Raw genomic sequence first — 15,872 nt, 5'->3', positions numbered from 1 at the left:
AAACAACCTCTACCTTCGCGGGGGAGGTTATTTTTTTGGAAGGGAGGAAAAAAGAGATGAAGATGACAAGTAAAAAGATGAAAGATGAGTTAATAAAGAAATTATCTCGCCCAGAATGGGACTTTCAGTATGATAGTGAGAAAGAAGTTTTACGTATTGAACAAAAAGACTCCAAAAAAGGTATTAACGTATCGCTTCCAGGAGTTGTGGCAAAATGGGAAGTGAACAAGGAAAAGGCAATTGAAGAAGTTGCTTATTACGTACAAGAAGCGCTAATTGCGATGCATAAAGAAGAAAATAGCGGAGCGAAAATTTTACCTGTTATTCGCTCTACTTCTTTCCCGAAACAAGCAGAAGAAGGAAATCCGTTTATTATGACGGATCATACGGCGGAAACACGTATTTACTACGCGCTAGATTCGAATAAAACGTATCGACTAATTGATGAGCGTCTATTACAAAAATTAGAACTTACAGAACAGCAAGTGCGTGAAATGGCATTATTCAACGCACGCTCATTAGGTTATGAATTTAAACAAGACACAGTAGCGGGTAATACATTCTACTTTTTAAACACAAATGATGGGTATGACGCGACTCGTATTTTAAACGAATCGTTACTACAATCGATGCGTGAAAAGATTTCTGGTGACATGGTTGTTGCTGTTCCTCACCAAGATGTATTAATTATTGCTGATATCGTCAACGAAATCGGTTATGATATTATTGCACAAATGACAATGAAATTTTTTGCCGAAGGGCATGTTCCGATTACATCACTTTCATTCGTATATGAAGATGGAGAATTTGAACCAATCTTTATTTTAGCGAAAAATCGGAAGAAGACAGATGGAAAAGAGAAAGGATGAACGAAGTGAACGTTTTTTACAACCTTGAAGGAATTGGTGACACTTTAATTGTTGCCTTACAAGATATTACTTTAGAGAACCGTACTTTTGATCGCAAAGGAGATGTTGCACGCGTATATGATCGTGAAAGCAATGTAACAGCAGGATTCAACATCTTTAATGCATCTTCTTACTTAGAAGTAAAAGAAACAGGCAACCTTACATTAACGAAAGAGCTTGTAGAGAAAATCAACGAAATTTTAGCGAAGAATGGCTTTGAAGAAACAGTAGAAGCAGATCTTTCTCCGAAATTTGTTGTAGGCTATGTAGCTGAAAAAGAAAAGCATCCAAATGCTGACAAGCTAAACATCTGTAAAGTAGAAATCGGTACAGAAACATTACAAATCGTATGTGGTGCACCAAACGTTGATGCAGGACAAAAAGTTGTCGTTGCAAAAATTGGTGCTGTAATGCCAAGTGGTATGTTAATTAAACCAGCAGAACTTCGCGGTGTTCCTTCTTCTGGAATGATCTGCTCTGCACGTGAATTAGAGCTTCCAGATGCTCCACAAGAAAAAGGTATTCTTGTATTAGAAGATAGCTTTGAAGTTGGACAAGAGTTTAAATTTTAATTGATATAAGAAAAGAGAGGTTGTCCTTTTGGGCAGCCTCTCTTTTTGTTTTGTCATTTTTTGTTGGTAAGTCGATATTCCGTGTCGAATCGTTGATATATGTAGAGTTACGATAGATATATTTAAAAAATCGTTGATATATGTAGAGTTACGATAGATATATTTGAAAAATCGTTGATATATGTAGAGTTACGATAGATATATTTGAAAAATTGTTGATATATTGAGAGTTTTGACAGATATATTCAAAAAATCATTCATATTATAAGGATGTCACCTTTTTCACAAAATCTATATTGTATTTTATAAACAATCTAGTTAAAATTTAGAAAAATAGAAGGGGATAGACTTATGAAACAACAACCAAAAATCGCAGAACTTCTGAAACGAATTGAAACTTCAAAACAGCAAGATATTGAGCTAGGTACTTATGAAATATATGTGTTTAGTGAAAGTGAATTAGAAAAAGGACAAATCGGTTACCGATACGATAAACATAAAAATTCATTAATAAGTGAAGAAAACGGAAAGTGGCAAGAAGGATGGATTACAATTGGATATGAAACGGATATGGGCAATCCAGTTTTCGTAAATATAGATGATGACGCTTATCCGGTTTATACTGCAGAACGTGGTACAGAAAAATGGCAGCCAGTTTATATTGGAAATATGGATGAGATTATAGGGCAATTATAAGAAAAATTTTGAATCCGGTGCAAAGTGATGGGAGAGAAGTATGAAGTATATAAAAATAATGAGCATGATTGCATTCATTGGAATATATATGGCCGGTTGTTCACAAGAGCAGCCGAAAAAAGAAACTAAATCTTCTATACAAGAGAAAAACAAAGATACCAAAGAAGACGCACCGGTAGAAAAACAGCAAGAACAAGAAATAAACGAAGAATTGCAAGCAATTCAAACGAATGAGCAAGTAGAACATAAGCAAGAGGAAGTATCATCTGAGGAAAAGAAAGAAGAAACTACGCCAGTACAGCCAGCAGAGCAACCGGTGCAAAATAATGAACAAAAAGTAGAGAGTAATGAAAAACAAGGAAAGTTTCTCGTTGTTATTGATCCGGGACACCAACAAAAAGCAAATTTAAATTTAGAGCCGATTGGGCCAGGAGCAACGACGCAAAAATATAAAGTGACAGATGGTACAACTGGTGTTGTGACGAAAAAAAGAGAGGCTGTTCTTGTATTAGAAATGGCTTTCGTATTAAAAGAAAAGTTAGAAGCAAAGGGAATGCAAGTATTGATGACGAGAACGTCACAAGATGTTGATATAAGCAATAAAGAACGTGCGACATTGGCGAATGATCATAAGGCGAATTTATTTTTACGTCTTCATGCAGATGGTTCTGAAAATCCGAATCAAAGTGGATTCGCTGTATTGACGCCGGCAGAAGGAAGTCCGTATACGAAAGAGATTTATGCGGAAAGTCTTCAAATCTCTCAAACGATAGTAAAAAAAATGAGAGAAAATCAGCAAGTGAAAGTAAATGGAATTAAATTCAGGGATGACCTTTCGGGATTCAATTGGTCCAAAGTACCTGGCGTACTATTAGAACTTGGGTTTATGTCAAACTATGAAGAAGATAAAAAATTATCTGACCCGCAGTATGTAAATTCTTTATTGCAAAGTGTAACGGATAGTGTAGATGAATATCGGAAGAGTAAAGCTTAAACGCAGTCTTACATGTAAGACTGCGTTTTTCCATATGAAAACACTCGTAAATTAGAATATTGTGGATAAATATGACATGCTTAATTTTACCTGCACTTTTTGCCGAATGCTGATACAATAAAGGATGTTACTATTTAGTAGAAAGAGTGGTAAGCATGTTAGATTGGATGAAAAAGCTGTTTAACAAAGAGGAAGAACAAACAGCGATGAATAAAGAAGTACCAAAGCAAATTGAAAGTCAGCCGAAAATTCCTCGTGTAAACCACTACACTGAAGCAAGAGAAGCACAAATGGCAAGTAGGAATGCAGGTAAATGCCGTTTTCCTTTAGTACCGGATAATGGGTTCGATGAAGAGGATGAAAGCGAAGTAAATCGCTTTGAAGAACAACCTGTTCAAGGAGTAGCATATGAAGAACCGACTGCCCAAAGAGGAATAAAGGTGGAAAGAAGCAGACGACCGTATGTGGAAAAGGTTGTTTCTACATATGAAGAACCGGAAGTGCAATATGAACCGGTGCGGGAGTCTGTCGTTAAAAAGGCATCTGCACCTTCGCAAGAGAGTAACCGTAGACCATTTCGTCCAACAGAAATGATTTCGCCAATTTATGGATATAATCGTCCTTCAGTAGAGAAAAAGGTTGAAAAGCAGGAGGAAGTAAAAGAAAGAGAAGATCTTGAAATATCTGTAGAGGGTAAATCAGTCGTTGATGCATGGTTAGAGAAAAAAGGATATAAATTATCTGATTTCTCAGAAGGACAAGTACCAACTTCTTCTAGTCATAGAGCTGCTAACCAGCAAGGAGAGCAACAATATGAAGAGAATAAAAAGGAAGAAAAGTCAGTAGTTGATCAATGGCTAGAGAAAAACGGTTATGAAATTGAACGCCAAGTGCCTTTAGTAGAAGAAAAAGAAGTGATTAAAGAAATGAGTACACCGCAGGAAGTTTCAGCGGATGAATTACTTCATAAAACAGTAGCTGAGCAGATGGAAAGTGCTAAGCTAGAAAAAGATGTAGTGGTGTTAAACGAAAACAATCTACAAGAAGAATTAGTAGCTTCTAAAGTAGAGCACGAGGATACAATATTATCAGAAGAAATTAAACGTAATACAGAAATAAAACAACCTACTATTGAAGTAGAAAAGCAAGCTCCAGAAGAATCAGTGATTGTCAAAGCAGAAGAAAAACTTGAAGAAACAATCATTGTGGAAATACCAGAAGAAGTGTCAAAAGTAGAAGTAATTGCAGAAACGGAAGAGCTTGAAGAAGTAGTTATGGAAACAGAGGCACCTGAAGAAGTGGAAGCAGAAGGGTCAGAAGAAGTGGAAGTAATTGCGGAAGCGAAAGAGTCAGAAGAAGTGGAAGTAATTGCGGAAGCGAAAGAGTCAGAAGAAGTGGAAGTAATTGCGGAAGCGAAAGAGTCAGAAGAAGTGGAAGTAATTGCGGAAGCGAAAGAGTCAGAAGAAGTGGAAGTAATTGCGGAAGCGAAAGAGTCAGAAGAAGTGGAAGTAATTGCGGAAGCGAAAGAGTCAGAAGAAGCTGAAGTAATTACAGAAACAGAAGAGTCAGAAGAAGTGGAAGTAATTGCGGAAACGGAAGAAGTGGAAGTAATTGCAGAAACGAAAGAGCCAGAAGAAGTAGTTATGGAAACAGAAGAAGTGGAAGTAATTGCGGAAGCAGAAGAAGTAGAAGTGATTGTAGAAACAGAAGAGTCAGAAGAAGTGGAAGTAATTGCAGAAACAGAAGAGTCAGAAGAAGTGGAAGTAATTGCGGAAGCAGAAGAAACAGAAGTGATTGCAGAAACAAAAGCGCCTGTAGTAGAGACATTTGTAGCACTTGAGGAAATTCAGCAAGAAGATGAAGCAATTGAACAAAAGAGTGAATTCATACATGTTGCTGAGGCTGATGAACAAACGAAGAAAGATGTTCAAAGCTTTGCGAATGTTTTAATTGCAGAAACAGAGGAAAATAGACGAGTTGTAGAAGAAGCACAGGTCGCAGAAGAGCAACGAGTTGTAGAAGAAGCGCCAGTCGTAGAAGAGCAACGAGTTGTAGAAGAAGCACCGGTCGTAGAAGAGCAATCAGTTGTAGAAGAAGCGCCAGTCGTAGAAGAACAACTAGTTGCCGAGGAAACACTAGTCGCAGAAGAGCAACGAGTTGTAGAAGAAGCGCCAGTCGCAGAAGAGCAACGAGTTGTAGAAGAAGCGCCAGTCGCAGAAGAGCAACGAGTTGTAGAAGAAGCGCCAGTCGTAGAAGAGCAACGAGTTGTAGAAGAAACACCAATCGCAGAAGAGCAACCAGTTGTACAAAAAGAAGAACCAAAACGTGAGAAAAAACGCCATGTACCATTTAATGTTGTTATGTTGAAACAAGATAGAACACGATTAATGGAAAGACATGCAGCTAGAGCAAATGCAATGCAGCCTTCTGCTAATGTACGAGTAGAGAATAAGCCAGTACAACAAGAGGCAGCAGAACCACAAGTGGAAGAACGCCCAGTGCAGCAAGTAGTAGCAGAACCACAAGTGGAAGAACGCCCAGTGCAGCAAGTAGTAGCAGAACCACAAGTGGAAGAACGCCCAGTGCAGCAAGTAGTAGCAGAACCACAAGTGGAAGAAAACCCAATGCAGCAGGTGGTAGTAGAACCACAAGTGGAAGAACGTCCAGTGCAGCAGGTGGTAGTAGAACCACAAGTGGAAGAGCGCCCAGTGCAGCAGGTGGTAGTAGAACCACAAGTGGAAGAGCGCCCAGTGCAGCAAGTAGCAGAACCACAAGTGGAAGAGCAACCAATGCAGCAAGTAGTGGTAGAGCAAGTACAAAAGCCAATTTCAAGTACGGAAGTACAAGAGAAAGCATATGTTGTAAATCAAAGAGAGAACGATATGCGAAATGTATTGCATACACCACCGACATATACTGTTCCACCATTAGCGCTGTTGTCGATTCCACAGCAATCAGCGTTAGATAATACAGAATGGTTAGAGGAGCAGAAAGAATTATTAGATACAACGTTTAATAATTTTCACGTTGGCGCACATGTTATTAATGTATCGCAAGGGCCAGCGGTAACTCGTTTTGAAGTACAGCCAGACCCAGGTGTGAAAGTAAATAAAATTACAAACTTAAGTGATGATATTAAGTTAAGTTTAGCTGCGAAAGATATTCGTATTGAAGCGCCGATTCCAGGGAAGAGTGCAATTGGAATTGAAGTTCCAAATAAAGAAAGCAAGCCAGTATTTCTTCGCGAAATTTTAAGAAGTCCTGTATTCACAAAGAGTGAATCACCGCTTACTGTTGCGCTTGGACTTGATATTTCAGGGGACCCAATTGTAACGGATATTCGAAAAATGCCGCACGGACTTATTGCGGGTGCAACGGGTTCAGGTAAAAGTGTGTGTATTAACGCGATTTTAACGAGTATTTTATATAAAGCGAAACCACATGAAGTGAAGTTAATGTTAATTGATCCGAAGATGGTTGAGCTTGCACCATACAATTCTGTTCCGCATCTTGTAGCACCTGTTATTACGGATGTAAAAGCAGCGACAGCTGCATTAAAATGGGCAGTTGAGGAAATGGAACGCCGTTATGAATTGTTTGCACACGCAGGTGCTCGTGATTTAACTCGCTACAATACGATTGTAAGTGAGCGAGAAATTCCAGGAGAGACATTACCTTATATCGTTATTGTCATTGACGAGTTAGCCGATTTAATGATGGTAGCACCTGGTGATGTTGAGGAAGCGATTTGTCGTATTGCGCAAAAAGCACGTGCTTGTGGTATTCATTTATTAGTAGCGACGCAGCGTCCATCTGTAGATGTTATTACAGGTTTAATTAAGTCAAACATTCCAACGCGTATTGCGTTTACTGTATCATCTCAAGTTGATTCGCGTACGATTATTGATATTGGGGGCGCGGAGAAATTACTTGGCCGTGGTGATATGTTATTCTTAGGGAACGGTACATCTAAACCAGTTCGTGTACAAGGTGTATACGTATCGGATGATGAGATTGAAAAAACAGTTGATCATGTGAAAAAGCAAATGAAGCCGAATTACTTATTTAAGCAAGAGGATTTATTAGCGAAAACAGAACAAGCTGAGTCGGAAGACGAATTGTTCCTTGATGCATGTCAATTTGTTGTAGAACAAGGGGGAGCGTCCACATCTTCTGTACAGCGAAAATTCCGCATCGGTTATAATCGCGCGGCACGTCTCATTGAAGAGATGGAATCGCAAGGAATTATTTCTGAAGGTAGAGGAACGAAACCGAGAGATGTCCTTATTTCTGAGGATGAATTTGCCGCTATGCAGGAAACAAATGTATAGTAAACGGTTTTGCTGTATACTAAGAGAAAATGTTGGATAGTAAAGTAGGGAGTAAAGCGACATGAAAGAAATTGAATTAAAATTAAAAGGTGAAATAAATAGACTAACAAATAAAACATTTAAATTTGACGAACGTGTTGGAGAAGGTTGGTTCTCTGCCGTTTACTTTTTAAAGACTAGAGAAATCATCGAAGAATTTCGCCCGAAAAGTGTTGTAACGATGCAATTTTTCCAAAAGGAAAATGCAGTTCTTTGCGGAACGGATGAAGTAATTGCATTGCTACAAACATTCGCTAAAAATCCTGAGGAACTTGAAATTAACTCTTTAAAAGATGGCGATAAAATTAGTCCATTTGAAACAGTGTTAACAATTCATGGTCCTTATGAAAATTTCGGATTTTTAGAAGGTGTCATTGATGGGATTTTAGCTCGTCGTACATCGGTTGCGACAAACGTATATAACGTTGTCCAAGCTGCGCGTAGCGTAGATAAAGAAAAACCAGTTATTTTCATGGGAGACCGTGATGATCATTATACACAACAAGCTGGTGACGGTTATGCAGCATACATCGGAGGTATGAGCGCACAAGCGACGCATGCGATGAATGAATGGTGGGGCAAAAGTGGTATGGGGACGATGCCTCACGCATTAATTCAAATGTTTAATGGTGATGTTGTGGAAGCGGCAAAAGCATATCATAAGAAATTCCCAGAAGATGAATTAGTTGTATTAATTGATTACAACAATGATGTCATTACAGATGCACTTCGCGTAGCGCGTGAATTTGGATCAACATTAAAAGGTGTACGTGTAGATACGTCCCGCACGATGATTGATCAATACTTTATTCGCCACCCAGAAGTACTTGGAACATTCGATCCACGTGGTGTAAACCCATCGCTTGTATTCGCACTTCGTAAAGCACTTGATGAAGAAGGATTCCAGCATGTAGACATCGTTGTAACTGGTGGATTTGATGAGAAGCGTATTCGTGAATTTGAAGCTCAAAACGTACCTGTTGACATATACGGGGTAGGAAGTAGCTTATTAAAAATGAATATTGGCTTTACTGGTGATAATGTAGAACTAAATGGGAAACCAGAAGCAAAAGCTGGTCGTAAATATCGTCCAAACCCACGTTTAGAGCGTGTTCAATTAGAAAAAAGAGAAGAGATGTAAAAGAGAGAAAAACTGATAGGTGATTGACCCTATCAGTTTTTCTGTTATCATAGTATAGCGGCTTCTTTTTTGCTATAATGGACTTATTATGGACATATAAAGAAGTACGTACGAGTTTATCCTGATAAGTGAAGGGAAAGAATAACTTCACTACATCAAAAATGTATGATGATTACCAAAATAAGAAAAGATTCATATACTGTCTTATAGATAGGCCGTTGTATTAGTTCGAAATGTTGGAGGTTCTTTAAGATGACAGTTTACCATTTTGTAGGAATTAAAGGAACAGGAATGAGTTCATTAGCGCAAATTCTTCATGATATGAAGCATACTGTTCAAGGGTCTGATTATGAAAAGCGTTTCTTTACACAAACAGCGTTGGAAAAGCGTAGTATCTCGATCCTTCCTTTTAATAAGAATAATGTAGAAGAAGGACAAGTGATTATTGCAGGAAATGCATTTCCTGATACGCATGAAGAAATCGTAGCAGCAAAAGAATTAAACATCCCAGTCCATCGTTACCATCATTTCTTAGGTGACCTGATGAGCCAATACACAAGTGTTGCTGTAACTGGTGCACACGGAAAAACATCAACAACAGGTTTGTTAGCCCATGTAATGCAAGGTGCACACCCAACATCTTACCTTATTGGAGATGGAACAGGGCATGGGGTAGAAAATAGTAAGTATTTTGTATTTGAAGCTTGTGAGTATCGTCGTCATTTCTTGTCTTATAATCCAGACTATGCAATTATGACGAATATTGATTTTGATCATCCAGATTATTTTGCAGACATCAATGATGTATTCAGTGCATTCCAAGAGATGGCATTGCAAGTGAAAAAAGGCATTATTGCATGTGGAGATGATGAAGAACTTCAAAAAATTCAAGCGAAAGTACCTGTTATTTTCTATGGATTTGGAGAAGATAATGATTTCCAAGCACGCAACATTCAAAAGAGAACAGATGGTACGATATTTGATGTATTCGTTCGTAACACGTACTATGATACGTTCAAAATTACAGGATACGGCAATCACAGCGTATTAAATGCGTTAGCAGTAATCGCGCTTTGCCATTATGAAAATGTTGATGTAGAAGCAGTAAAACATCAATTAACAACTTTTGAAGGCGTAAAACGTCGCTTTAATGAAAAGCCGATGGGAGAGCAAGTAATCATCGATGACTACGCACACCATCCGACAGAGATTAATGCAACGATTGAAGCTGCTCGTCAAAAACATCCAGAGCGTGAAATTGTCGCTGTATTCCAGCCACATACATTCTCACGTACAGAAAAGTTCTTAGATGAGTTCGCAGAAAGCCTAAGCAAAGCTGACCAAGTATACTTATGTGATATTTTCGGATCAGCACGTGAAAACAAAGGTGAATTAACAATCGAAGATCTGCAAAAGCGTATTGACGGTGCAGAATTAATTACAGATACAACAACGGATGTATTAAAGAAACATAAAAACGGCGTTCTAATTTTCATGGGCGCAGGTGACATCCAAAAATTCGAAGCGGCTTACGTAAAAGAAGTTCAAGTTGCAGAGAAATAATAGAAAAGACGCATAGCTTGGCTGTGCGTCTTTTTTGTTGTGTTAGATATATGTTAAAAAGCGTTGATATGTTGGTGCGTATTGTTCTTTTTATAGTTTTGTTTTAAGAAAACGATATATAGTAAACTAAAAAGTACATATCCAATTAAATAATAGAATGAAAACAGATCGAATTGTTTTGTTATCATAATTCGAATCGCGAAAAATCCAAATGGAAGGGCAATTAAAACGCTAGTACTAAAGGAAATAACTGTTTTTAAAAACTTTAATTGACTTGTATTCCAATGATTTTCTCTACAAATAAACCAAATGTTGCTCGCGATAAAGGCTAGTAAAAATGGCAAGCAAGCTGAAATGTTGATAAAACCAAGTACAATCGGTATTGATAGAGCGCCAAGTGGAGCAATTGAAAATCCTGTAAAGTATTTAATAAATGTATTCGTAGATTGCTGTGCTTTTTCAATCACATCTGTATATTCTACTGCAATTTCCTTTGCTAGTTCTTTTGGAGGAAGAAATTCTGCAATCACTTGTGAAGGAATGACTCCTGATGGTATCCCTTCACTTTCTTTACTTAATGCATTTTCGTATAAATCAGATTTAATTTCTAGCACATGTTGTTCGCGTGCTGATGTAGGTAAGTTCATTAAACCTTTCTGAAAATCGTGTAAGAAAGAAATAATGAGTTCATTTGAAAAGAATTGTTCCTTGTTCATTTTTTATCCTCTCCTTTAGCTAGTAACATTAGAGCTTGATACACGGCATCATAATCATGTAAGCGACTATGTAAAATTTCTCTCCCTTCGTCTGTAATGCGATAGTATTTTCTTTTTGGGCCATCACCAGACTCTTCCCAATAGGAAACAGCCCAATTGTTTTTCGTGATTCGATTTAATATAGGATAAATCGAGCCATTGGGGATATGAAATACAGGGATTTCTTGTAATGCACTTGTAATTTCGTATCCGTACATAGGTTGTTTACCTATTAAGGATAAAATAGCGAGATCAAAAACACCTTTACGTAATTGAATTATAAAATTATCATTTTTTTCCATACTTTAACTATATATGATTCATATCTAAATATCAATCATATATAGTAAGTGTTTTTATGTGAAATCAAAAAAGTGTTAATATTTAACTTTTTACACCCTTAAGTGTTAGAATAATAAGAAAACTAAAAAGGGGACTAAAAAACATGTTCACACTCCGAGTAGATGACGAAATCGAACTACAATTACTAGAAAAACATCATAAAGAGGAATTATATCAATTATTAGATCAAAACCGTAATCATTTACGGAAATGGCTCCCTTGGGTAGATGGGACAAAATCTGCTGATGCTTATGATGAAATTTTTCCGATGTGGTTAAAGAAGTTTGCAGAGGGAGACGGTTTTGAAAGTGGTATACGTTACAAAGGAAAGCTCGTTGGGATGGTAGGCATTCATCCAGTGAGCTGGGGGAAGAAAGCGACGAGTCTTGGGTATTATCTTGCAGAAGATGCTGGCGGGAAAGGTATTATGACGCGTAGCGTAAAGGCTGTACTTCACTATGCATTTGAAAATTTAAAGCTGAATAAAATTGAAATTCGGTGCGGTGTTGGAAATGCGAAAAGCCGCGCAATTCCAGAACGTTTAGGATTTAAGTTAGATGGTATTTTACGAGATGAAGAATGGCTATATGATCATTTTCATGATATCGCTGTATATAGTTTACTAGCTTCAGAATGGAAAGAGATTCGATGAACGAGAAGATTCGTATTGTTCCATATGAAAGTACGTTTCAAGAGGAAGTAGTAGATCTTATCGTTCATATTCAGCAAAAAGAGTATAATGTTTCAATTACGAAAGAAGAGCAACCTGATTTACTTGAAATAGAAACATTCTATCAAAAGGATCACGGAAACTTTTGGGTAGCAATTTATGATGGTAAAGTAGTTGGAACAGTAGCTTTATTAGATATTGAGAATCATCAAGTAGCGCTAAGAAAAATGTTCGTACAAAAAGAGTTTCGCGGAAAAGAATGGGGCGCATCACATATGTTGCTTCAAACAGCAATTTCATGGGCTGAGGATAAAAAATTGAAAGATATTTACTTAGGAACAACAGTAAAATTTTTAGCGGCACATCGTTTTTATGAAAAGAATGGTTTTCAAAGTGTGAGTATAGACGAGTTGCCGAAAAACTTTCCGGTGCTACAGGTAGATAAGAAATTTTATAGGTACATTGTGTAAAAGGTCATTTAGAAATGGCCTTTTTCTATGAACCAAAATGGAAATAGTGGTATAATTTGGATTAGGGGGTGTAGGTATGAACTTTCCAATTCAAAGAAGTAAGTCAGTAGTCATTTTCGTTTGCCTTACGTTAGTTTTTATGTTTATATATCCAATTGTCATGCTTTTCACTAATAAAGCGCATTGGATGTCAGCGTTGATTGGGATGGGTTTATGCTTCATTGTAAATGTACCACTCGTTTGGGAAGTATTTATTAAAAAACATAAAGTAGAAAATGGCGTATTAAAGTACGGTATTTTAAATGATGATATTGTATTAAAAGATGTGAGAATTATACGTCAGGTCGGAAAGTCTCTTGAAATTACGACGAATGCATATAAAGTACATATGGTTGCGATGCCGCAAGATATGAATGAATTTTTGGCGCTTATCGAAAAAGAAAATCCACATGTGAAAATAGAAATGGTGGGTAAGAAATGAAATATGTAAAACCTTTGTTTTGCTTAGAAATATTACTGGTGCTTGCTATTTGCACTAGAGTATATATGAAATGGGATTTGCCCTTATATATACCAATATTAATAAGTACTATTGCAGTGGCGCTTTTATATTATTTTCATTTTCAGCAAACAAAAAGTGAGAAAAGTAGCACTATGTAGTTAGGGGGATTAGAAATGAAAAAAGCCCTTATGTTATTTTTACTTCTGTTAACTGCATCCTTTCTTTTAATAGGGTGTAGTGCGAAGAAGGAAAAGGCTGATATGAACTTAGAAAAGGCACAAAAAGTTGAAATTCAATCACTTACTGATTCAAGTGAGAAAAAAGTAATTACCGATAAGAAAAAAATTGAAAAGCTGTTTGAAGTCATGAAAATGGATAAGTGGAAAATGCAATCGGCTCCTTTAGATACTCCGCAAGGGAAAACATTTACAATGTATCAAGAGGATACACCGAAATTATTGGATTCGAGTAAAGATAAAAAAGAGTTACATGAAATTGGTACGATGACAGTATATAAAGATGTCCCTTATGTCGAAGTTGAAATGAAAAATAAGAAAATGAGTTTTAAAGTGCCAGAAGATGTGGCGAAAGAGTTATTAAAGTATTAATAAAAAAAACGCTCGGAAAAATCCCGAGCGTTTTTATTATTATTTTAAGTTCTCTGGATTTAAAGCTTCTAATTCAGCTACAACGAAGCGTCCGTCTTTACGGATTAGTACGTCGTCGAAGTAAATTTCGCCGCCGCCGTATTCAGGGCGTTGGATGCATACTAAGTCCCAATGGATGTTCGAGTTGTTACCGTTCCATGCATCGTCGTAAGCTTGTCCAGGAGTGAAGTGGAAGCTGCCATCGATTTTTTCATCGAATAGGATGTCTCCCATTGGATGTAAGATGTATGGGTTTACGCCGATTGCGAACTCACCAACGTAGCGTGCGCCTTCGTCTGTATCGAAGATTTTGTTAATGCGTTCTGAATCGTTTGCAGTTGCTTCAACGATTTGGCCGTTCTCGAACTTAAGTTGTACATTTTCAAATGTATAACCGTTGTAAGGAGATGGTGTGTTGTAAGAAACTGTACCGTTAACAGAATCACGAACTGGTGCAGAGTATACTTCACCGTCTGGAATGTTTAAATGACCGGAGCATTTAATTGCTGGAATGTCTTTAATAGAGAATGTTAAGTCAGTTCCAGGACCAGTTAAACGAACTTTATCTGTTTTATTCATTAATGTAACAAGGCTGTCCATCGCCTTATCCATTTTACCGTAGTCTAAGTTACATACTTCAAAGTAGAAGTCTTCGAAAGCTTCTGTACTCATTTTAGCAAGCTGTGCCATAGAAGCATTTGGGTAGCGAAGAACAACCCAGCGTGTTTTTGGAACGCGAATGTCTCTATGAACTTTTTTACCAACTGTTTGGCCATGAACTTTCATACGCTCACTTGGAACGTCAGCTTGTTCATTAATATTATCGCCAGAGCGAAGGCCGATATAAGCGTCCATGTCTTTCATTACGCTTGCTTCATATGCAGCGATTTGTTCGAAATGTTCTTCAGTAGCACCCATTAATAAAGAGCGATCTACTTGATGATCTTTTAAAGAGACGAATGGGAAACCACCAGCTGCATATGCTTCTTTTACAAGTGCAGTTACAAGTTCTTTTTGTAAGCCAAAGTTTTCAATTAATACTTTTTCACCTTTTTGTAAGCGGATAGAGTAGTTAATTAAATTGTATGCTAACTTTTCAATACGTGGATCTTTCATATGTAAAGCCTCCCTACTAATTATGTATCCTCTCCTATTGTAACCTACTTAGTGGAATTTGTTGAATGATTTATGTTACAGTTAACGAATAAGTATGAAAATTCTAATGATGAGATAGGGATTAGAATGAAACGGAAAATGATTGTATAATAGGGGAAAGTATGAAAAAGATAAAGGAAGTGATGAAATGCAAGTTCTTTTATATGTAAGTGCGGCTATTATCGCGGTTGCTTTCGCAGTATTAGTAGTGTATGTATGTAGAACGTTGTTATCGGTTCAGAAGACGTTAGAAAACGTTGCAAGCACGTTAGAAGGTTTAGAAAAACAAATGCAAGGAATTAGCGTAGAGACAGAGCAATTATTACATAAAACGAATGCGTTAGCTGATGATATTCAACAGAAGTCACAGTCATTAAATAAAGTGGTAGCGGGTGTAGATGGGATTGGAACGACAATCCAATCTTTAAATACGAAGCTTCGTAATGTATCAGACTCTGTAACGGACGAAATTGAAAATAACGCTGATAAAGTAGCGCAAGTTGTACAGTGGAGCAGTGCGGCGATTGAAGTATACAATCATTACCGTGCGTCGAGACAAGAGAAGAAGGTTGAAAAAGAAGAGCGTAAATTAGAAAGAATTGAGAAAAAAGCTGAAAAGAAAGAGAAACGCTCTAGATTTCGTATGAGAGGTGAATCGTGATGAATATGACAAAACTTGAAACAATTGAAGAGCTTGAAGTCTTAGTAGAAAAGAACGAGCCGTATGTTCTTTTTAAACACAGTACGACATGCCCAATTAGTCACGGTGCATACACAGAATTTCAAGCGTATTGCAGCGAAGAAAGAGAAGTACCAGCGTATTACTTATACGTACAAGATGCGAGAGATGTGTCAAATCGTGTTGCAGAACAATACAGTATTAGACATGAATCACCGCAAGTGTTATACATAAAAGATGGGATGGTAGTATGGAATACATCTCATTGGAATATTAAAAAAGATGCTTTAGAAGAGAATATAAAGTAAAAAGAAGCAAGCTAAAGGTGCTTGCTTCTTTTTTTTGTTTTTGTTGAAATATATTTAGTGGTACACTATTAATAGTTCAAACTAAATAACTAGATTGTTG

At 37.2% G+C, this 15,872-nt stretch carries 17 protein-coding genes; 14 read left to right on the top strand and 3 right to left on the bottom strand.

The genetic code is table 11. The features are described from left to right. The first annotated feature begins 56 nt into the window (after positions 1-56). The 7 genes from ACUL40_RS15735 (at position 57) to murC (ending at position 10,244) form a co-directional block, all read left to right on the top strand. The gene (locus ACUL40_RS15735; RefSeq protein ID WP_000784588.1) at positions 57-869 is read left to right on the top strand and encodes a DUF1444 domain-containing protein; all 813 of its coding nucleotides are present in this window, start codon (positions 57-59) and stop codon (positions 867-869) included. After that, entirely contained in the window at positions 866-1,480 is a 615-nt protein-coding gene (gene ytpR, locus ACUL40_RS15730; protein WP_001006770.1) for a YtpR family tRNA-binding protein, read from the top strand. Before ACUL40_RS15735 ends, ytpR begins: the two co-directional genes overlap by 4 nt. Positions 1,481-1,831: 351 nt before the next feature. Then, positions 1,832-2,176 carry a hypothetical protein gene (locus tag ACUL40_RS15725; protein WP_000813340.1) on the top strand — a complete coding sequence of 115 codons (345 nt, stop codon included), beginning with the start codon at positions 1,832-1,834 and terminating at the stop codon, positions 2,174-2,176. A gap of 40 nt (positions 2,177-2,216) precedes the next feature. Beyond that, positions 2,217-3,170, top strand: a complete 954-nt coding sequence (locus tag ACUL40_RS15720; protein ID WP_139020061.1) for an N-acetylmuramoyl-L-alanine amidase — start codon at positions 2,217-2,219, stop codon at positions 3,168-3,170. A gap of 155 nt (positions 3,171-3,325) precedes the next feature. Beyond that, entirely contained in the window at positions 3,326-7,501 is a 4,176-nt protein-coding gene (locus tag ACUL40_RS15715; protein ID WP_445423150.1) for a DNA translocase FtsK, read from the top strand. Between the two features lie 61 nt (positions 7,502-7,562). After that, a complete protein-coding gene (locus ACUL40_RS15710; protein ID WP_000658370.1) occupies positions 7,563-8,681 on the top strand; it encodes a nicotinate phosphoribosyltransferase in 1,119 nt (372 codons plus the stop codon). 252 nt (positions 8,682-8,933) lie between these two features. Continuing rightward, positions 8,934-10,244 carry a UDP-N-acetylmuramate--L-alanine ligase gene (gene murC, locus ACUL40_RS15705; protein ID WP_097814256.1) on the top strand — a complete coding sequence of 437 codons (1,311 nt, stop codon included), beginning with the start codon at positions 8,934-8,936 and terminating at the stop codon, positions 10,242-10,244. Between the two features lie 53 nt (positions 10,245-10,297). Here murC and ACUL40_RS15700 read toward each other — a convergent pair whose 3' ends face one another. Both ACUL40_RS15700 and ACUL40_RS15695 read right to left on the bottom strand, forming a co-directional pair. After that, entirely contained in the window at positions 10,298-10,960 is a 663-nt protein-coding gene (locus ACUL40_RS15700) for an HAAS signaling domain-containing protein (protein WP_001031382.1), read from the bottom strand. Then, entirely contained in the window at positions 10,957-11,301 is a 345-nt protein-coding gene (locus ACUL40_RS15695) for a PadR family transcriptional regulator (RefSeq protein WP_000414131.1), read from the bottom strand. Before ACUL40_RS15695 ends, ACUL40_RS15700 begins: the two co-directional genes overlap by 4 nt. A 143-nt stretch (positions 11,302-11,444) precedes the next feature. Here ACUL40_RS15695 and ACUL40_RS15690 point away from each other — a divergent pair, with 143 nt between their 5' ends. From ACUL40_RS15690 to ACUL40_RS15670, 5 genes are all read left to right on the top strand, one after another. Next, entirely contained in the window at positions 11,445-11,993 is a 549-nt protein-coding gene (locus ACUL40_RS15690) for a GNAT family N-acetyltransferase (protein ID WP_000494681.1), read from the top strand. Continuing rightward, positions 11,990-12,481, top strand: coding sequence for a GNAT family N-acetyltransferase (locus ACUL40_RS15685; RefSeq protein ID WP_001003163.1), 492 nt, complete (start codon positions 11,990-11,992; stop codon positions 12,479-12,481). The genes ACUL40_RS15690 and ACUL40_RS15685 overlap by 4 nt, the downstream gene beginning before the upstream one ends. A gap of 76 nt (positions 12,482-12,557) precedes the next feature. After that, a complete protein-coding gene (locus ACUL40_RS15680; RefSeq protein WP_001010641.1) occupies positions 12,558-12,962 on the top strand; it encodes a PH domain-containing protein in 405 nt (134 codons plus the stop codon). After that, positions 12,959-13,141: a hypothetical protein gene (locus ACUL40_RS15675; protein WP_000878355.1), complete on the top strand. Its 183-nt coding sequence runs from the start codon at positions 12,959-12,961 to the stop codon at positions 13,139-13,141. Before ACUL40_RS15680 ends, ACUL40_RS15675 begins: the two co-directional genes overlap by 4 nt. 15 nt (positions 13,142-13,156) lie before the next feature. Then, complete coding sequence (locus ACUL40_RS15670; protein ID WP_074047998.1) at positions 13,157-13,591, top strand: hypothetical protein; 435 nt, start codon at positions 13,157-13,159, stop codon at positions 13,589-13,591. A 39-nt stretch (positions 13,592-13,630) separates the two neighbouring features. On the opposite strand, the gene ACUL40_RS15665 is transcribed toward ACUL40_RS15670, so the two are convergent. Then, on the bottom strand, positions 13,631-14,746 hold the full coding sequence (locus ACUL40_RS15665) for an aminopeptidase (protein WP_000654727.1): 1,116 nt from the start codon (positions 14,744-14,746) through the stop codon (positions 13,631-13,633). Positions 14,747-14,933: 187 nt separating this feature from the next. Here ACUL40_RS15665 and ACUL40_RS15660 point away from each other — a divergent pair, with 187 nt between their 5' ends. Together ACUL40_RS15660 and ytxJ are read left to right on the top strand one after the other, a co-directional pair. Next, positions 14,934-15,446: a DUF948 domain-containing protein gene (locus ACUL40_RS15660; RefSeq protein ID WP_001197720.1), complete on the top strand. Its 513-nt coding sequence runs from the start codon at positions 14,934-14,936 to the stop codon at positions 15,444-15,446. Next, on the top strand, positions 15,446-15,772 hold the full coding sequence (gene ytxJ / locus ACUL40_RS15655) for a bacillithiol system redox-active protein YtxJ (protein WP_001057469.1): 327 nt from the start codon (positions 15,446-15,448) through the stop codon (positions 15,770-15,772). The genes ACUL40_RS15660 and ytxJ overlap by 1 nt, the downstream gene beginning before the upstream one ends. Positions 15,773-15,872 lie beyond the last annotated feature (100 nt).

The sequence above is a fragment of the Bacillus sp. KNSH39 genome, from assembly GCF_052656585.1.
This window is presented reverse-complemented; position numbering and strand designations above follow the sequence as displayed.